We start from the raw sequence: 18,185 nt of genomic DNA, 5'->3' as shown, positions 1-18,185 counted from the left end.
TTATTGAATAAAAAATGAGGTCCGGTCCATTTGGACCGGACCTCGCATAAGATCTCTCTTAAAATGATTCATTAAGCAAGTTCGAATCATCAGTTCAAAAAGAACCAGACGGATTCTTATTTAACGAACTTCTCAAAGTACTTGATTGTACGAACCATCTGTGATGTATATGAGTTCTCGTTGTCATACCATGAAACAACCTGAACTTCATAGAGGCCATCGCCAACCTTAGTAACCATTGTCTGAGTAGCATCGAAGAGTGAACCATATGTCATTCCAACGATATCAGATGAAACGATCTCATCCTCGTTGTAACCGAATGTCTCAGGATCAGAAGCCTTCTTCATAGCCTCGTTGATTGCTTCCTTTGTAAGTTCCTTGTCAGACTTAACAACTGCGAAAAGAAGTGTTGTTGAACCTGTCGGAACCGGTACTCTCTGAGCAGCGCCGATGAGCTTGCCGTTGAGTTCAGGAATAACAAGGCCGATAGCCTTTGCAGCACCTGTTGAGTTAGGAACGATGTTAACAGCGCCTGCACGAGCTCTTCTAAGGTCACCCTTTCTCTGAGGTCCGTCAAGGATCATCTGATCACCTGTGTAAGCATGGATTGTAGCCATGATACCGGACTGGATAGGTGCGAAGTCATTAAGAGCCTTAGCCATAGGTGCAAGGCAGTTTGTTGTGCATGATGCAGCTGAAATGATGTTGTCATCAGCTGTAAGTGTCTCGTGGTTAACATTATATACGATAGTAGGAAGATCATTTCCTGCAGGAGCAGAAATAACAACCTTCTTTGCACCGGCATTGATGTGAGCCTGAGCCTTGTCCTTTGATGTGTAGAAACCTGTACACTCAAGAACAACGTCTACACCGAGCTTGCCCCAAGGAAGGTTATTAGCATCAGCTTCCTTGTAGATCTTGATTTCCTTACCGTTTACAGTAATGGAATCTTCGCCATAAGATACCTTATCAGCGTATTTGTACTTGCCCTGTGATGAGTCATACTTAAGAAGGTGAGCAAGCATCTTAGGAGCTGTAAGATCGTTGATTGCTACGATCTCTGTTCCTTCGTGCTCAAACATCTGTCTGAATGCAAGACGACCGATACGGCCAAAACCATTAATTGCTACCTTTACTGCCATTTTAAGTCCTCCTAAAATGATTAAAAATATTTATTTGCTGTTACTAATTCTTTACAACTGATTGTCAAAAATTTGACAGCAATATTATTCTATCTAACTTCTAACGATTTTTCAAGTAATCTTTAGTTCAAAACCTAAATTTATCAGTTATTTTTTTCCTGACGATTATTTTTTCTTATAAAAATCTCAAAAATTCATATAGTTAAATTTCTACATTATATCTGTGTTTACAAATTGTAAATGATGTTTTTATGTATATTTAATATTTATATATCGTTCATGAACTGCCAATAGTGATATAATAATTTTTACACAGTTTTATGTAGTTGGGCGATATTTTATGATAATTATTTTTATGGAGGAATTCTTATGAGTGACAAAGAAACTAGCAAAAATAATGGAATAAGTACAAAAGACAGCATTAAGACAAAACTTATAGTCATTATGCTCCTTGTATGTGCTGTTCCGCTGATCATTTCTTCAGCTGTAAGCTATAAAACCTCTACTTCCAAAGCACTTGAAGATGCCTTAACTTCCATGAACTGGGAAGCCTGGTATCTGGACAGTGAGTGGCAGGGTGTTATCGACAACAACTTAAGAGCTTTGCAGACAGTCGCTATGTCTCCTGCTACAGTTGCTTTCATGAAAGATATGAATGACGAGGGACTAAAGCAGGCTGAGACAGATTATCTAAAATCAGTAGACGCAATGATGGCAGATAACAGTCTTATAGTTTTAACAGGTCCTGACGGAATACAGGTTCTAAGAACAGACGGAAAAGACCCTGTTGACGTAAGTGAAAGACAATACTTTAAAGATGCAATGGCTGGAAAAACCTCCATTTCTGATGTGATCATTTCCACAGCAACAGGAACAAGACAGATTACTTTTTCTGCCCCCATCAAGGATGAATCCGGAAATGTTCTTGGCATAGCTCAAAGAAACTACAACCTGAATGATTTCCACACTATTCTCGCCAAAGAAAGTGAAGATGCTTTTATATGTGATACAACAGGTCTTGTAGCTGCCCACTCACAATATGAGATTACCCCTGAAAATGAAGATGACAGAAGCAAATCAGTATTCATGACATCAGGTCTTACAGAAGGCCATTATGAAACTGATACAGGAAAAGGCTACCGCGCAATCGTTACATACGTTAAAAATGCAGATTCCAACTGGACCATCTGTACTGCAACCAACACTAAAAAAGTCAATGCAGCCGCACGCTCTTCTGCTCTTATGGTTGTTGCAGTTGGCGTTATCATGCTTATTATCGCAGCATTTATTTCTATAAAAATGGCTCTGTCATTTACAAGACCGGTTCAGGCAGTTAATGAATCTCTTTCAAAACTGGCAGACGGACGATTTTCAAAGGTTGACAAATTCAGTACAAGAAAAGACGAATTTGGTCAGATGGTGCGCAATACCAATGGCGTTATTGACAAGCTTGATGAAATCGTAGCCAGTATCAAAGAGTCCGCTTCTTCTGTTGGAACTTCTTCAGAAGAACTATCAGATATGGCTAACCAGATTTCCCAGACCGCAGAGGATGTTTCAAACGCAGTCCAGGAAATTGCATCCGGTGCAACGCAGCAGGCTGATGAAATCCAGAGTGCTTCCGAAAACGTTGGAAGGATTGGAGATGCTGTTGCAGATGTACAGTCTTCTACAGATAACCTTTCAGATATAGCACAGAAGATGAAAGAAGCATCAGAGATCTCAAGTAAATCCCTTGAATCACTGCAGCAGTCCTCTACCGAAATGACCCAAAAGATAGATGATATATCAAGCACCATTTCAGCTACTCAGGAAGCAGTTACTAATATCAACGACAAGGTAGAAGGAATCGCATCCATCGCAACGCAGACCAATCTGTTGTCCCTCAATGCATCAATTGAGGCTGCAAGAGCCGGAGAAGCCGGAAAAGGATTTGCAGTCGTTGCTGAGGAAATCGGCAAACTTGCTGATGACTCCAAGCAGATGGCTGACGATATCAGAAGAGAAATGGATATCCTTCTTGAGCAGAGTAATGCAGCCGTTTCCGCTGCTGCCGATGTAAAACAGGGCAATATGGATCAGCAGGTTGCTCTTGGCGAAACCCTCGATGCAGTTAACGGTATGCTGGGCGATATAGGTAGCACAGTCGGCGGTGTCGGCCTTATTTCAGAGGGCGCTGAAACCTGTGATTCCTCAAAGAATGCAGTAGTTGATACCATGAGCGCATTGTCCGCTATTTCTGAAGAAAATGCTGCTTCATCAGAAGAAACAGGAGCATCCATGCAGGAACTTTCAGCAACAGTTACAACACTTGCCGGTTCAGCAGACAGCCTGAAAGAAATTGCAGAAAAACTCAATTCCGATATGGCATTTTTCAAGTCATAATAGCCAAAAAGATAAAAATAATGATAAAATTAGCTGCCGCTTCATTTCGAAGTGGCAGCATTTTATTAGCGAAACAGGAGGAATGATGCAATGACAATGCTTCCGGCAGATTATCATATACACTCCCACCACTCAGGGGACTGCGATTCACCTATGAAAGACGTTATTGAAGCTGCAGTTTCAAGAAAGCTTCCGGCTATGTGTTTTACTGAGCACATGGATATGGATTATCCCGACCTTCCCGATATTAAAAAAGGACAGTTTGAACTGGATACAGATGCTTATTTTTCGGAGCATCAAAAACTTGCAGACGAGTACAAAGACATGATTCCTGTAAGATTTGGAGTAGAACTGGGTCTCCAGCCACAGATCGTAGATTTTAACGCAGACTATGTAAAAAAATATCCATTTGATTTTGTAATTGCCTCAACACACGTTTGCCACGGTCAGGATCCCTACTATCCCGAATTTTATGAAAACCGCACAGAAAAAGAAGCTTTTTCTTTCTTTTTCAAAACAACTCTTGAAAACATACAGGACTTCGATGACTTTGATGTATACGGACATCTCGATTACGTAGTCCGCTATGCGCCAAATGGAGATAAGAATTTCAGATACGAAGATCACAAAGAGATCATAGATGAAATCCTCTCTCTTCTTATATCCAAAAACAAAGGGCTTGATGTAAATACAAAATCACTGTACTCATCTTCTCTTTCTCAGCCAAATCCCTGCAAGGATATCCTGTGCAGATACAAAAAGCTGGGAGGCAAGATCATCACATTTGGTTCGGATGCACACAAGAGCACGGATGTATCAAGAGAATTCGAAAAAGCAGTAGAGATCGCCTCCTCAGCCGGCTTTGATAGGTACTGTCAGTTCATAAAAAGAGAGCCTGTTTTCTTTGACCTGTAATGGTAGGAGAACAGACTCTTTTATCCATGCAGTTAAATATCATTTTCTTCGGATACAAGAAATGATTTCTCGGACAACTCCATTTCTTTGTCGTACAAAATCTCTCTTAGATGGGATAGTCCGCCCTTTTGCTTTTGCGGTGGAACTCCAAGGATTTTTAAACGATTCTTTATTTTTCTCACCTTTTCCAGGTAATCATACAAAAACAGTACGATACCTATTCCCAGCAAGGAAAAAACAGTATACAGTAACATATAATAAAGCCCCCTTATAGATAACATAATAACACATCCTAATTGTTATTTAACTTTTTATCTTTACTTAATTATTGGTACATTTTTAACCCCCAAGTTTAAAGTATAATATTTAATTAGAAATGTGATTTTTTAGGGCACTTATAGGAGCATTTAAATGAACCACAAAAAAAATTTTGCCAAAAAACTTCATATTTTCAAGCTCACAGTCATGGCAATCATAATTATCCTTGCCGGTATATTTTTTTCCATACTTGCATTAAATCCTGCACTAAGAGGAATGATAAGCGTCAATCCTCTGCTTCTTGCGATCTGCACTGTTACATGGATCTGCCTGATCGTTTCATTTGCACATCTGGCAATAGATTTTTATGTGATAAAAAAGCATCATGACCTGGCAAGGGATCTGGATGAGCTATCTTTCCTCGATACTCTCACCGGTCTTCCCAACAGATATTCCATTGACAGATTTTCTTCCAAATACAACACTCCGGAAAAAATGGAAAATCTTGGCTGCGTTCTCTTTATGATCAGCAATCTTAAGGAAATAAATGAAAAGCTCGGACGTGACATGGGTGATAAGGCAATTTCCGATTTCTGCGAAATCCTTGAATCAGTAGGCCGCTATTATGGTCTTATCGGCAGAAACAGTGGTAACGAATTTATAGTCGTTATAGAAAACAGTAACAAACAATCGATAGAAATGTTCCTATCTGATTTTCAGAGAAGGATAAGCAATCACAACACACTTAATCCCGCAATTCCATTGAGGATCATGTACTCATACGTACTAAGCAATGATATATATGCAGATCATTTCTATACACTTATAACAGGTGTGTACAGACGATTTAACGAACACCCGCTGACACTTATGTAACACTTTTTTGGAGAGCCTCATATGAAAAAAAGCTCAGCAAAAATAAATAAACTTGTAGTTCTTGCATGGAACGATGACACTACTGCTTTTTCCATGCTGTACTCCCTTACATGCGACGATACATTTAATTATTGCATGCATTTTCTGCAAAACGAGCACAGAGCCCACGAAGTGATGATGGCAATCTATGATTATGCATACAAAAACATCACAACTCTTGAGGATCCCACGCTCTTTGAAAAATGGCTTATGCGAATATCTTTCCATGAATGTATGGAAATAGCGATAAACAGGCAGGAGCTTGATATATCTTCGATGATAAATCCCGCAACACTCGAAGCTCTTTCCTTTTCAGAGAGGCAGATTTTCTTTCTCCATGACTACAGAAACCTTTCGGAGGATGAAATTGCAAATGCTCTTGCCATTCCCAAAAAGGTTGTAACAAAAAAGCTTGAAAGCGCAAGAAATAACCTGCTTAAGCTCAAAACAAATGCAGGCTGACGTCACAAGGATCAAGGACAAACTTTTTAAATGAAATTTATCAAAAACAAAACCAATAAATTTCATATAGGTGATAGCGTAGCCGAAGGCATTTTAAAGGACGTTCTATTAAGGAACGACCAGCACTATGAGGAGATGCCCGATGTCCTTCCGGACAGATTTATCGGTATTCTGAATGAGGAGAAAAGCCCCGGAAGTCTTGGTATAAAAATCGCTCTCTCAATGCTTGTACTTACTGCCCTTCTTCCGGTCATGCTGATAGCGCCCGATGTCAAAATAGACTTCAGGCAGATCACAGAAGTTGCAGGTACGAGTGATAAAAAAGCACAGGCTATCAATTTTGACACTTCAGGTCTTGAAAAAGGAAGCCGCGACAATAAGCCGGACTGCCTTGTACCAGAACGCGGAACGAGTGCCTTTTTCTCTAATGACGTGGCATCAATTGATGCTTCAAATGCTTCTGAAGGATATGTGATAGTTCACTACACCGGAGAATCGGACAAGGTAAAGCTGCAGATAACCGGTCCAACTGATATTACCTACACCTATAACCTTGCTACAGGAGGCGGAAAAGATGAAGTGTTCCCCCTTCCCGAAGGAGACGGTAAATATCTTATCTGCATATATGAAAACCTTACAGGGACGCAGTATTTAACGGCATTTACAAAATCAATAAAGGTTACGCTAAGGGATCAGTTTTTACCCTTTTTATATCCGAATCAATATGTGGATTTCAAAAAAGATGATACCGCTATAAAATACGCAGAGTACTTATCCTATACAGCCAACAGCGATCTGGATGTTGTATCTGCTATTTACAACGACCTGATCTCCACAATGAGCTATGACTATGAGGAAGCCCAGTCTGTAGAGAGTGGTTACATTCCCGATATCGACGAAGTTCTCGATACGCGAACAGGAATCTGTCTCGACTATGCCGTTCTGATGTCTGCTATGTTAAGGTCACAGAGCATACCTACCAGAATGGAAGTTGGATACGCAGGAACTGCTTACCATGCGTGGATCAGCACCTACATAAAAGACATCGGATGGGTAAACGGAATAATCCAATTTGACGGCAAAGACTGGTCGCTCATGGATCCCACCTTCGCATCCACAACCGATACCGATAAACTGGCATCCTTCATTGGCGATGGCGAAAACTACAAGACAAAATACGTATACTAATTGTTTTAAAAAATAATGTTGAGGAAATAATATGACAGGAAAAGCACACAAAAAGCTGACAAATTATGAAATATCTGTTTTCTGCAGACAGATGGCTGTTCTGATAAAAGCCGGAATAACCCCTGCTGAAGGAATCGATATCATGCTTCAGGACTTCCAGTTTGAAGGCGACGAAGATATGCTTAAGACCATCAGGCAGATACTGGGATCGGGTGAACAATTCCACATTGCTCTTCAAATGACAGGAGTTTTCCCGGTATACGTTATCAACATGCTGGCAATAGGCGAAGAATCCGGAAACCTTGATCTGGTAATGGATTCTCTTGCTGATTACTACGAGCAGGAAGCCACTATAAGGCAGAATATCAACAGCGCAATTTCCTACCCTATCATCATGATAGGTATGATGCTTGTTGTTATTATCGTGCTGATAACCAAGGTTCTTCCTATTTTCGGGCAGGTATTTGCGCAGCTGGGAACTGAGATGAACAGCTTTTCCTCTTCTCTTCTTACGCTTGGAACTGTCCTTAACAGGTACTCCTTTATTTTTATTCTTCTGCTCATCTTGCTGCTCGCTATTGCTATATTCTGCTCCCAGGTTCCAAAAGGCAAAAAGATGTTCAGGAGTTTTGCTATGCACATTCCTCCGCTCAGAAAAATATATGAGGAGGTTGCAACTGCAAGATTTGCAAACGGTATGGTGCTGACTTTATCAAGTGGAATGGATACCTACGAAGGTCTGCGTCTTGTCCAGAACCTCGTGGAATCTCCGGAGCTTTCAGAAAAAATTGCATCCTGCAGAAACCTGATCGCTGATGGTGACAATTTCCCGGATGCGCTTCACAAAACAGGAATTCTCAACACCTTCTATTCCAGAATGGTTCTCATAGGTTTTCAGTCAGGCTCCATGGATACCATTATGAAACAGATTGCCAGACGCCAGGCCGAGGAGACTCAGCGCAAGATGTACAGCTTTATTGCCATACTTGAGCCCACACTTGTCATCGTGCTCTCACTTATTGTCGGCGTCATTTTGTTATCAGTAATCCTCCCTCTTATGGGAATCATGTCATCGATCGGGTAAGGAAAAAATATGGCAGGTTTATTATCCAAAAAGAAAACTGAAAGATTTTTCTCAGCTATAATGCAGGCTGTTGTAATCCTGGTATTTATTCTGATAGCTATATTATTCCTTATAGGAGTCATGCGTATTCAGAAAAGTACGATAGATAAGCAGCAAAAAAGCCTCGAAACTGCGATTGACCGCGATATTATACAGTGTTATTGCCTGGAAGGGACATATCCTCCAAGCCTTGACTATTTAAAGGACCATTACGGCCTTGTGTACGATGAAAACTACTTTTTTGTCGATTACAGACCGATAGCTTCAAATCTTTATCCCGATGTGACCATTTTGCGGATTAAATAGAGGAGTCATATATGAGACAGCAGGACCGGACCCGGCATATGATAGATATGCTGTTTGTCATATCACTTTTATTACTATTTGCTCTGAGCGCTCTTATGCTTATTGCCCTCGGCGCAAGTATCTATAAAAGAAGTACTGACATAATGAAAAATAACTACGATAACCGCACAGCTTTTGCCTATATCACTGAAAAACTAAGGCAATGCGATTCCACCGGCATCGTAGAACTAAAAAAAATAAATAAGCATGATGCTATCGTACTCCATTCCGATCTTGAAGGAAGGGACTACCAAACATTTATTTACTATTACGACGGATATCTCATGGAGCTTTTATCAGGTGAATACGAAGATGATCTGCTGTTTGAAGCAGGTCAGAAAATAATGAGAATAGAAGATTTTAAGGTAATAAGGCTCGAACATGATACGCTCCAGATAGATATTGAACTTGAGGATGCCGGCACTGTAAGCTTTATTGCAGCCAAGAGATCCTCGGATAGGGACTGGGAAACATGAACAGAATGCAGCACAACAAATCCAGCTTATTCCTGATGGAACTGATAATCGCGATATTGTTTTTTGCAATATCGGGAGCTGTTTGTGTGCGCCTTTTTGTAAATGCCCATCTTCTGTCCAATCGTTCAATAAATGTTAATAACACCTGTCTCTGGTCGCAGAATGTATCGGAAATATTCTACAGCTGCCGCGGAGATATAAGCAAAATAGCATCGTATTATTCAGAGAATTCAATCATCAAGGCTTCCGAAAATGATCCCAAAAACCATTCCACCCTGATCCTGTTTTTTGACAAAGATTGGGAAATAATAAACTACCCGGCTAATGATTCAGATCTACAAAATGAGGCATTTTACGAGGTGATATTGAGGGTATCAAAGAAAAATGCTGCAGATGTTTATTCAGATACCGCATATTCCGGCAAACTTGATGGAACAGCAGCCCTTGGAGAAATCTCGATCCTTGAAGTTTTAGACAAAAACCTCATTTACGAATATCCTGATGAAAATACAGATGGTGTCATATCAACCAGCATCATAGATTACTATATTGGCAAAGGAGACATATCATGAAAAGAAACACTCCTTACAGCACTCATATCGGAGCTGCATCCATACTTCTTATTTTCATGGTCTTAAGTCTTGTGTCCTTCGCAGCTCTCGCCATGATCAATTCCAGAGCAGACTATATTCTTAGCCAGAAGCTCCTCGTCAAATCGAATGCCTTTTACAGCGCATGCCATGAGGGAAACGGATACGTTGCTTCCATAGACAAAGCACTCAGAGGCATTCACGCGTCTACTCAAAACGAAAAGGAATATCTCACACTTGCAGGAGAACTCGAGCTTGAAAAAAGCATACCGATAAACGAAACTCAGAATCTTGAAATAGCAATAGCGCCACTCTTCCCACAAAAAAGTTACGACCCGTATTTTAGAATAACCAAATGGCAGGTCGTAACTCATCTTGAAGGAATTGAACTTGATGAAAATCTGCCGGTGCTCAAATAACATTCATAAGCTTTCCGGCAGATCATGATCATGCACTGACCATTTCAGGCTTGTTGCCTGTGTAAAGCTGATAATATCTCTTCTTGAGTTCCATCAGCTCATCGTGGGTTCCCATTTCAACAATCCTTCCCTGTTCAAGAACTACAATACAATCACTGTTTTTAACAGTAGATAATCTGTGAGCAATGACAAATGTTGTTCTTCCGTGCATAAGTTTGTCCATTCCATCCTGGACTATTTTCTCTGTACGGGTATCAATAGAGCTTGTAGCCTCATCCAAAATAAGGACCGGGGGATTTGCTATCGCTGCTCTTGCGATAGCAAGAAGCTGTCTTTGACCCTGTGACAGATTTGCTCCGTCTCCGGTAAGCATCGTATCATATCCGTTCGGAAGTCTTTTTATAAATCCATCAGCATTTGCAAGCTTGGCTGCTGCCACAACTTCTTCATCCGTAGCATCAAGTTTGCCATATCTGATATTCTCTGCAACAGTGCCGGTAAAGAGGTGAGTATCCTGAAGTACCATGCCAAGGGATCTTCTTAAATCTTCCTTTTTTATCTTGTTTATATTGATGTTGTCATATCTGATCTTACCATCCTGAATATCATAGAATCTGTTGATCAGGTTGGTTATAGTGGTTTTTCCTGCACCGGTTGATCCAACAAGGGCTACCTTCTGTCCCGGAAGCGCATGAAGCACTATGTTGTGAAGGACCATCTTATCGTCTGAATAGCCAAAGTCTACATCGTTAAAAGTAACATCACCTTCCATCGGCTGATAAGTAGTTGTTCCTTCTGCCTTATGATAATGCTTCCATGCCCAGTGTCCTGTAAACTCATTGGATTCAACTATTTCGCCATTTTCTTCCTTGGCATTAACAAGCATTACATATCCATCGTCTGTTTCGGGCTGTTCATCAAGAAGCTTGAAGATACGGTCAGCGCCGGCAAGTGCCATGATTATGCTGTTAAACTGCATTGATACCTGGTTTATAGGCATTGAAAAGCTCTTGTTAAATGTAAGGAAACTTGCAAGTCCGCCAACAGTAAAGCCGAAATAACTGTTAAGAGCAAGTGCACCACCAAAGATAGCACAGACAACATAACTTAAGTTACCAAGCTGAGTATTTATAGGACCAAGTATATTCGAGTAAGTATTTGCCTTAAATGCGCTCTGATAAAGCATTTCATTTAATTCATCAAATCTCTCGATAGCCTTTTCTTCATGGCAGAAGACCTTTACGACCTTCTGTCCTGTCATCATCTCTTCGATGTATCCGTTAAGTTCACCGATATTCTTCTGCTGAGCAACAAAGTTCTTTCCCGAAGCTCCGGTAGCCTTGGCTGATACAAAAAGCATCAGCGCAACCATGATGACCGTCACAATAGTAAGAGGCACACTAAGTACTATCATGGATACAAATACGCTCACAATAGTGATCGCACTATTTAAAAGCTGCGGAATACTCTGCGAGATCATCTGTCTTAAGGTATCAATATCGTTTGTATAGATTGACATGATATCGCCGTGAGCATGAGTATCAAAATACTTTATAGGAAGTGATTCCATGTGAGTGAACAGTTCCTGTCTTAAATCCTTAAGTGTTCCCTGCCCTACATATATCATGAGTCTTGCCTGAACAAATGCAGCAAGAACACCAAGTGCATAGAAAAGCACAACGCGCATGATAGCATGTGCAAGAGGGCTGTAATCAGGGTTTGTCTGTCCTATCATAGGTGTAATATAAGTATCGATGAGGGACTTGGTAAACATTGTTCCCTGAACATTTGCGATAACGGAAAGCACTATGCAGATCACTACAAGGATCATGTGGATCGCATATTTTCTGAAGACATAGCTCATAAGTCTCATAAAGAGCTTTCCGGGATTTTCTATTTTTGGTCTCGGCATTCCTCTCTGGCCTCTGCCACCGGGACCTTTAACTACTTTTACCTGTTCTGCCATATATTTATCCTCCAGTGTTATTCCTTTTCGTCAAAATCCGCATCTCCGCTTGCACCAACCTGCGATTCATAGACTTCTCTGTAAATCTGGTTGTTTTCAAGAAGCTCTTCGTGACTGCCAAATCCGTTAACACGGCCATCCTCCATAACGATTATTCTGTCGCAGTCCTGAACGCTTGAAATTCTCTGAGCGATAATGATTTTGGTCGTTCCGGGAATCTCCTCTGCAAAAGCTTTTCTGATCTTAGCATCTGTCGCAGTATCAACCGCACTTGTAGAGTCATCAAGGATAAGTATCTTTGGCTTTTTAAGAAGTGCTCTGGCAATACAAAGTCTTTGTCTCTGACCACCGGATACATTTGTACCGCCCTGCTCGATATAGGTGTTATATCCATCAGGCATTTTTTCTATAAATTCATCAGCACATGCCAGTTTACATGCTCTTTGAACCTCTTCATCAGTAGCATTTTCATCTCCCCATCTGAGGTTCTCATAGATAGTTCCGCTAAAGAGCACATTCTTCTGAAGAACAACTGATACCTGCTGCCTTAAAGTATCCATGTCGTATTCTCTTACATCGACACCGCCCACATACACAGCTCCGCTAGTTACGTCATACAATCTGCTTATAAGATTTACAAGTGAAGATTTTCCCGTACCTGTTCCTCCGATAATACCTACTGTTTCACCGGCTTTTATGTCAACGTTAATATCCTTTAAAACAGGATCCTTTGAGTCTTTGTTATATGAAAAGCTTGCATGGTCGAATCTGATACTTCCGTCTTTTACTTCCATGACAGGCTTCTTGGGATTTCCAAGACTTGTCTTTTCATCAATTACTTCCGCAATACGTCTGGCACTGGCTTCTGACATTGTGATCATTACAAAGATCATGGAAAGCATCATAAGACTCATCAGGATGTTCATGCAGTAGGTAAGAAGGCTCATCATTGCACCTGTTGTAAGTTCGTTACTGACGATCATATGCGCACCAAACCAGCTTATGAGCAGGATACATGCATAAACCGTACCCATCATGATAGGGCTTACAAGAGTAACCGTCTTTTCTGCCTTTACAAACATCTCATAGATATTAAGTGCCGCAATCTTAAATTTGTTGTTCTCGTATTCTTCACGAACGTATGCCTTTACCACACGGATGGCTGATACATTTTCCTGAACACTTTCATTTAGTCTGTCGTATTTTTCAAATACTTCCTTGAAATATTTGCCGGCTGTTTTCATGATAAAAAGCATTACCAAAGCAAGGAAAAATACTGCCAGAAGATAAATGCTTGCAAGCCTGGGGCTTATTATAAATGACATTACCATCGCAATGATCATTGAAGCCGGAGCTCTCATCGCCATTCTAAGTATCATCTGATATGAGTTTTGAATATTTGTAACATCTGTTGTAAGTCTGGTCACAAGACCGGAAGAAGAAAACTTATCGATATTTGAAAATGAGAAGGTCTGAATGTTATCAAACATCTTTTTTCTTAAGTTTCTCGCAAGACCTGTTGAAGCTTTTGCTCCGAAATAAGCGCCTCCCAAACCTGCCAGGAGTCCGAATAGTGCAACCAGGATCATAATAAGACCTGTTCTTATTATGTAATCAAGGCTTCCTCCGTTAATGCCCTTATCAACAATATTTCCCATGAGGATAGGAATGATCATTTCGGCTATAACTTCGCCGATCATACATATCGGTGTAAGGACACTCGGGAGCTTAAATTCATTTAATTCCCTCAGTATCTTTTTTATCATATACATCCCCTTTTCTAAAAAATTATGAGAGAACGCCTATGGTTCTGCGCTCTCTCCTATGTTCAAATATCTACTATACTATTTATTTGTGTCCAATTTGTTAAAACCCTCTAACAAATTTTATTTTCCGATCACTCCTCGTCTTTTCTGGCGAGAATTGTTCTGACATTGATCCCGTTTACTTCAACATGATCGTCGACAGCTATAACGAGGCATTGTCTTCCGTCAATGATCCTTGATTCAACAAGATCTGTTCTGTCAGGTTTAACCTTGATCACAACGTTGGGTGTTTCAATATCAAACTTCTTTACACTTGCAATGTTTGATGCAAGGAATTTCTGCTCATCATCTCCCACATTTTTCTCAAAGTTCTGCTCATAATAATCCATGCGCTCATCGGGAACACCGCTGTCCTTTAACAGATGCCTTACATCCTCTTTTCCAAGTTCAAGCGGCTCATCGTCATCTTCATGATCTTCTATCATGGTGCTCAGATTATCATGGATGTTGCGCATTACGTCATAATCTGCGCCGTCTCCTATTGTCTCCTGAACAAGAGTCTGGAAAAGATCCTTCTGCTCAGGGGCAGACATCGGTGATTTTCCGCCAAAGAGAGCCTCGATAAATTCAGGCTGGATATCATCTGCTTTTTTGGTAAAGTAGAGCATATTGTGGATATCTGTATTTCTGTCGATGAATGCAGGAAAAAGGAATCCCTTCGTAGGGCCGTCAACTACCCAATCCCTGAATCTGTCTTCGATCTCATTAGTCTTTTCATTATAGCCAAGGGCTGCCTTGGAAAGGCCAACCGGGCAGATACTGCACAGGATGTAATCATAGATATTCTCTGATGCATCCTCCATTTCGATTCCATCGTTTGTGATACCGGGAATATCATATATTGCATGTACCAGGATAATATAATAATTCTCTGGATTTACATAATTGGCAATGATCTTGTCATAGAACTCATCAACAAGGGCATCATCCTCAAGATGAGAATCGCGAAGACGAAGAAGAAATTCCTGAGTTCCGCCCTCTTCCTCCTGATCCATGGGAAATTCCAAATTAATAAGACTTCTTCCAAAAACGCCTGAAAGAGTATGCTTGAAAATATCAAGGTATTTAAACATCTCTTCCTCCGGAATACTTCCGAATGCTTTCCTGAAAGTAAGTCTTTTGTTTTTTTCGTAATCTACATAACACCCGCAGATATGGTCAATTGTACATCTGTCCGGGGTAAACTGTTTTCTGATCTCTAATACTTCTGCCTTATTCATACCTCTCCACTAACTTAATCCTTTGCAACAAATTTTTGACACATCTCCCTTGCAAACTGAACAGGATACAGCTGAACCATCACAGAATCGATAAGATCTGCGATAGTGATCCTGAATGCAATTTTTACAAAGCTGTCATAGCCTGTTTCAAAGCTCTTCTCAAAGATTTTAATACTGTCTACATCAATCTGATTAACAACGGGAGTACTTATATCGGTTGGAACACCCAGCATCATAGAAAGCGAAGTAGCACTTGCACCCATCATCTGGTTCATAGCTTCTGATGCAGCACTCAAATGAAGGTCTGAAATATCGCCTGAAGTGTTGGTTCCGTCGCCGCCCATCATCAGATCTGTCATACATTTTACATCATGTTCCTTCAGGATCAGGACGTTATTACCGGTCAGCCCTTTTACATAATGAATCTGAACAAAAATACATGTTCTCTCGTAGTCATCCAGGGTTTCACTTCTTTTTACAATGGATACGTTCGGGGTTGTGATATCAACCTTCCTGTTTACCATCATACTCAATGTGGTTGCTGAATTGCCCATACTGATATTTGCGATTTCACCTAAGATATCAACTTGATCATTTGTAAGTACCTGTTCCATATAAGCCCTCATTTCCAATATAGACAGAATAAAAATAAGATGTGTTTTGACTAATTAGCCGCATACAGAATGAATCTGCAAACAGCTAATTATATTTTATTCTATGAAAAGTGAGGTGTAAAGAAAGTTTCCTTAACGAAAATCTAAAAGTTTTGTAACGCAAAATCAAAGCATGAGTTTTCCTTCAATTTGCTCAAAATTTATGCGGTAAGTTTTTACAGCGCAAACAGCAGGGCTGAGCTTTACATTTATATCGCCGTATGCTCCTGTCTTATCCGCATCCGAAAACTCAAGCTTCTTTATGCAAAACAGCTCTTCATCAGAAAAATCTTCATGATTTTCTTTTGTTATGACCTGCGATATAAGCATGTAGTCTTCGCTACTGTCATAAAGATTGTTCTTATTGTATGTTCCATAGATGATCATTGAATTATCGGAGTCAGGGTTAGAGCCTTTGCTCTTTACAACATCAATTGATGAAAAGCCAAAGAACACAGTCATGGCAAGTTGTTTTTCTCTTCCCTGAGAATCATAGCCCTTAAGGATGATAGCCTTTGCTCCATTCTTTTCCTTCTTCTCAACAGTGGTTTTTCCATTATCGGGAAATCCGTAAGAACCAAGGGTTATTTTCATCTTCGGTCTGAAAAGTCTAAGCTTATCAAATCTAAGTATTCCGTATGAAACAGGAATATCCGCAAGGTTCACAGCATTTATCCAATGAGTTTCATCGCTTAGCCTGTAATTGAAGTACTGACGCCTGTATAGAACATTGTCCTTTTCTCCGTGCCAGAAGGTCACGTTTGCTTTCTGATATTCATCAGCTATTTCATCATATAAAACATATTGCATTGACTCTATGTCTTTTATTCTCTCACCGCTTTCGGGATCGATAAGGCCGCCTTCCCAGGGATACTTGGAATTGAAGGATATCTTGCTGTAATTCCACATACCATGCTCATCACCTGTGTTTTTCACAACCTTGCCGGTTCTTATCACAGTTGACCTGTTGGCCTTATGATTAGAAATACTGATCGCGGGGCCATCCAGACTTACCTTTTTTACTTCGGTATTGATATGCTTTATATATTTATCTTCCTCTTTTGCCTTTGGATGATTTTTCAGGTAAAAGCTGTCATTTCCCCAGTCACCGTTATTTTCCTTTTCTGTCCAGAAGGGGTGATCTTTTGGAAGGTGCAGACACAAAAAAGCCTTTCCCAGCCAATAGACAGATTCAGCACAGGAGTATCCCTGAACAAGCGGCATGAACCGCCTGTAAAAGCCTAGACTTGGTACCATATTTTCAAGAAAATCATCTCTTTCAAGGAACTGAAGGATAGAACCTGCCGTAATCCTTCTGGCTCTTCCCGGATCCATCACACTGTTTTTAAGTAGAAAATTACCGTCAAATGCTGAAGTTGCAGCAAATCTGTAGATGCAGCTTCTTCCAAACATCATGGTATATCCGTCGCCGTCAAAGAAATCGGGATAAGTCTTCATGAGCTCATTAGAAGCTTCCTCGAATTTTCCTGCAAGATATGGCTCATTTTCATAGCCATACCAAACGTTCCATATCGGAGCATACATATTAAATGCCCAGCACGAATAATAGTCAAAGCTCTGTCCGTCGCGATACCAGCCATCACCTGCATAATAATGAAGGATTGCCTGTGCATGCTCTCTCATTACATGCTCATCTATCTCATATCCTTCCATGTGAAGAAAAGCCATATCAAGCATATTGAAAAGGCGCCAGTTCTGAGGCACCGTCGCTGTATGCGCATAGCCCTTTAGAAAAAGCGCTATCTTATCCTTTTCTTCTTTGGTATAAGTATCCCAGATTTCATCCCTGCATGCCCATAGCCCGATAACAAGTGCGCAGGTTTCTACCGTTTGCTGGTAGCACCTTGTAGGATCATCTTTTCCAACGAGTTCCTTTAATTCCTCAAAAGTTCCTATATACTCTCTGCTTGTTTTATCAGAAAGTGCCCTTAAAATATGGAGTTTGTAGTAGTCCCTTAATTTTATGCCACCTATCACAAGCTCAGGATCATCGTGGATAAGGACCGATCCTATGAAAAATGTTCTGGTAAGCCCTTCAAAAATCTCAGCCTTTCTCTCAGTTTCTATCTGCTCCGGGGATGCTCCAAGATGAGGATATGTAACCTCTGTTTCAGTTCTCGGAACAAGCGGCGCATCATCGATGCTGCCTAGATTTTCAAATAAGCCTTTTAGCAAATATATTCCTGCATCTACGAAATGGCGCCTTGTCATACCTGTATAAGGGCTAAGATCATAGTCAGGATCTTCTACAACAAATACGTTTTTTTCACCCATAATCATT

General features: G+C 40.5%; 17 protein-coding genes. 10 read left to right on the top strand and 7 right to left on the bottom strand.

What is annotated here, in order from left to right; genetic code table 11:
• Positions 1-116: 116 nt before the first annotated feature.
• On the bottom strand, positions 117-1,142 hold the full coding sequence (gap, locus tag T543_RS12745) for a type I glyceraldehyde-3-phosphate dehydrogenase (protein ID WP_035769054.1): 1,026 nt from the start codon (positions 1,140-1,142) through the stop codon (positions 117-119).
• Positions 1,143-1,511: 369 nt separating this feature from the next.
• Here gap and T543_RS12740 point away from each other — a divergent pair, with 369 nt between their 5' ends.
• Both T543_RS12740 and T543_RS12735 read left to right on the top strand, forming a co-directional pair.
• Entirely contained in the window at positions 1,512-3,527 is a 2,016-nt protein-coding gene (locus T543_RS12740; RefSeq protein WP_035769051.1) for a methyl-accepting chemotaxis protein, read from the top strand.
• Positions 3,528-3,617: 90 nt separating this feature from the next.
• Positions 3,618-4,442: a histidinol-phosphatase HisJ family protein gene (locus T543_RS12735; protein WP_242839519.1), complete on the top strand. Its 825-nt coding sequence runs from the start codon at positions 3,618-3,620 to the stop codon at positions 4,440-4,442.
• A 32-nt stretch (positions 4,443-4,474) separates the two neighbouring features.
• Here T543_RS12735 and T543_RS12730 read toward each other — a convergent pair whose 3' ends face one another.
• A complete protein-coding gene (locus tag T543_RS12730) occupies positions 4,475-4,696 on the bottom strand; it encodes a hypothetical protein (protein ID WP_035769049.1) in 222 nt (73 codons plus the stop codon).
• A 157-nt stretch (positions 4,697-4,853) separates the two neighbouring features.
• Between T543_RS12730 and T543_RS12725 the strand changes: the two genes are divergently transcribed.
• From T543_RS12725 to T543_RS12690, 8 genes are read left to right on the top strand one after another with little or no spacing between them, the layout of a single operon-like run.
• Complete coding sequence (locus tag T543_RS12725; RefSeq protein ID WP_035769047.1) at positions 4,854-5,576, top strand: GGDEF domain-containing protein; 723 nt, start codon at positions 4,854-4,856, stop codon at positions 5,574-5,576.
• 21 nt (positions 5,577-5,597) lie between these two features.
• A complete protein-coding gene (locus T543_RS12720) occupies positions 5,598-6,077 on the top strand; it encodes an RNA polymerase sigma factor (RefSeq protein ID WP_035769045.1) in 480 nt (159 codons plus the stop codon).
• Positions 6,078-6,107: 30 nt separating this feature from the next.
• The gene (locus T543_RS12715; RefSeq protein WP_242839518.1) at positions 6,108-7,265 is read left to right on the top strand and encodes a transglutaminase-like domain-containing protein; all 1,158 of its coding nucleotides are present in this window, start codon (positions 6,108-6,110) and stop codon (positions 7,263-7,265) included.
• A gap of 31 nt (positions 7,266-7,296) precedes the next feature.
• Positions 7,297-8,349, top strand: a complete 1,053-nt coding sequence (locus tag T543_RS12710; protein WP_035769043.1) for a type II secretion system F family protein — start codon at positions 7,297-7,299, stop codon at positions 8,347-8,349.
• Positions 8,350-8,358: 9 nt separating this feature from the next.
• A complete protein-coding gene (locus tag T543_RS12705; RefSeq protein ID WP_035769041.1) occupies positions 8,359-8,694 on the top strand; it encodes a hypothetical protein in 336 nt (111 codons plus the stop codon).
• Positions 8,695-8,705: 11 nt separating this feature from the next.
• Positions 8,706-9,209, top strand: a complete 504-nt coding sequence (locus tag T543_RS12700) for a DUF4860 domain-containing protein (RefSeq protein WP_035769039.1) — start codon at positions 8,706-8,708, stop codon at positions 9,207-9,209.
• Positions 9,206-9,781 (top strand): hypothetical protein, encoded by a 576-nt coding sequence (locus tag T543_RS12695; protein WP_035769038.1) that lies wholly within the window; start codon positions 9,206-9,208, stop codon positions 9,779-9,781. Before T543_RS12700 ends, T543_RS12695 begins: the two co-directional genes overlap by 4 nt.
• Positions 9,778-10,218: a hypothetical protein gene (locus T543_RS12690; RefSeq protein ID WP_035769036.1), complete on the top strand. Its 441-nt coding sequence runs from the start codon at positions 9,778-9,780 to the stop codon at positions 10,216-10,218. Before T543_RS12695 ends, T543_RS12690 begins: the two co-directional genes overlap by 4 nt.
• A 28-nt stretch (positions 10,219-10,246) precedes the next feature.
• Here the strand turns inward: T543_RS12690 and T543_RS12685 are convergent, their stop codons facing one another.
• The 5 genes from T543_RS12685 to T543_RS12665 all read right to left on the bottom strand — a co-directional run bounded on the left by T543_RS12685 (position 10,247) and on the right by T543_RS12665 (position 18,178).
• Complete coding sequence (locus T543_RS12685; protein WP_035769035.1) at positions 10,247-12,184, bottom strand: ABC transporter ATP-binding protein; 1,938 nt, start codon at positions 12,182-12,184, stop codon at positions 10,247-10,249.
• 17 nt (positions 12,185-12,201) lie between these two features.
• Positions 12,202-13,950, bottom strand: a complete 1,749-nt coding sequence (locus T543_RS12680) for an ABC transporter ATP-binding protein (protein ID WP_035769033.1) — start codon at positions 13,948-13,950, stop codon at positions 12,202-12,204.
• 131 nt (positions 13,951-14,081) lie between these two features.
• On the bottom strand, positions 14,082-15,230 hold the full coding sequence (locus T543_RS12675) for a DUF4317 domain-containing protein (RefSeq protein ID WP_035769031.1): 1,149 nt from the start codon (positions 15,228-15,230) through the stop codon (positions 14,082-14,084).
• Between the two features lie 14 nt (positions 15,231-15,244).
• Positions 15,245-15,844, bottom strand: coding sequence for a flagellar motor switch phosphatase FliY (gene fliY, locus T543_RS12670; protein ID WP_035769029.1), 600 nt, complete (start codon positions 15,842-15,844; stop codon positions 15,245-15,247).
• Positions 15,845-16,009: 165 nt separating this feature from the next.
• Entirely contained in the window at positions 16,010-18,178 is a 2,169-nt protein-coding gene (locus T543_RS12665; RefSeq protein ID WP_035769027.1) for a DUF2264 domain-containing protein, read from the bottom strand.
• Positions 18,179-18,185: the final 7 nt, after the last annotated feature.

This window comes from Butyrivibrio sp. NC2002, from assembly GCF_000702265.1.
GTDB lineage: Bacteria > Bacillota > Clostridia > Lachnospirales > Lachnospiraceae > Butyrivibrio.
This window is presented reverse-complemented; position numbering and strand designations above follow the sequence as displayed.

What these genes read in the sequence shown, in the direction of transcription:
- gap (WP_035769054.1), bottom strand. Translation starts at nt 1,142, where the DNA reads ATGGCAGTAAAGGTAGCAATTAATGGTTTTGGCCGTATCGGTCGTCTT.
- T543_RS12740 (WP_035769051.1), top strand. Translation starts at nt 1,512, where the DNA reads ATGAGTGACAAAGAAACTAGCAAAAATAATGGAATAAGTACAAAAGAC.
- T543_RS12735 (WP_242839519.1), top strand. Translation starts at nt 3,618, where the DNA reads ATGACAATGCTTCCGGCAGATTATCATATACACTCCCACCACTCAGGG.
- T543_RS12730 (WP_035769049.1), bottom strand. Translation starts at nt 4,696, where the DNA reads ATGTTACTGTATACTGTTTTTTCCTTGCTGGGAATAGGTATCGTACTG.
- T543_RS12725 (WP_035769047.1), top strand. Translation starts at nt 4,854, where the DNA reads ATGAACCACAAAAAAAATTTTGCCAAAAAACTTCATATTTTCAAGCTC.
- T543_RS12720 (WP_035769045.1), top strand. Translation starts at nt 5,598, where the DNA reads ATGAAAAAAAGCTCAGCAAAAATAAATAAACTTGTAGTTCTTGCATGG.
- T543_RS12715 (WP_242839518.1), top strand. Translation starts at nt 6,108, where the DNA reads ATGAAATTTATCAAAAACAAAACCAATAAATTTCATATAGGTGATAGC.
- T543_RS12710 (WP_035769043.1), top strand. Translation starts at nt 7,297, where the DNA reads ATGACAGGAAAAGCACACAAAAAGCTGACAAATTATGAAATATCTGTT.
- T543_RS12705 (WP_035769041.1), top strand. Translation starts at nt 8,359, where the DNA reads ATGGCAGGTTTATTATCCAAAAAGAAAACTGAAAGATTTTTCTCAGCT.
- T543_RS12700 (WP_035769039.1), top strand. Translation starts at nt 8,706, where the DNA reads ATGAGACAGCAGGACCGGACCCGGCATATGATAGATATGCTGTTTGTC.
- T543_RS12695 (WP_035769038.1), top strand. Translation starts at nt 9,206, where the DNA reads ATGAACAGAATGCAGCACAACAAATCCAGCTTATTCCTGATGGAACTG.
- T543_RS12690 (WP_035769036.1), top strand. Translation starts at nt 9,778, where the DNA reads ATGAAAAGAAACACTCCTTACAGCACTCATATCGGAGCTGCATCCATA.
- T543_RS12685 (WP_035769035.1), bottom strand. Translation starts at nt 12,184, where the DNA reads ATGGCAGAACAGGTAAAAGTAGTTAAAGGTCCCGGTGGCAGAGGCCAG.
- T543_RS12680 (WP_035769033.1), bottom strand. Translation starts at nt 13,950, where the DNA reads ATGATAAAAAAGATACTGAGGGAATTAAATGAATTTAAGCTCCCGAGT.
- T543_RS12675 (WP_035769031.1), bottom strand. Translation starts at nt 15,230, where the DNA reads ATGAATAAGGCAGAAGTATTAGAGATCAGAAAACAGTTTACCCCGGAC.
- fliY (WP_035769029.1), bottom strand. Translation starts at nt 15,844, where the DNA reads ATGGAACAGGTACTTACAAATGATCAAGTTGATATCTTAGGTGAAATC.
- T543_RS12665 (WP_035769027.1), bottom strand. Translation starts at nt 18,178, where the DNA reads ATGGGTGAAAAAAACGTATTTGTTGTAGAAGATCCTGACTATGATCTT.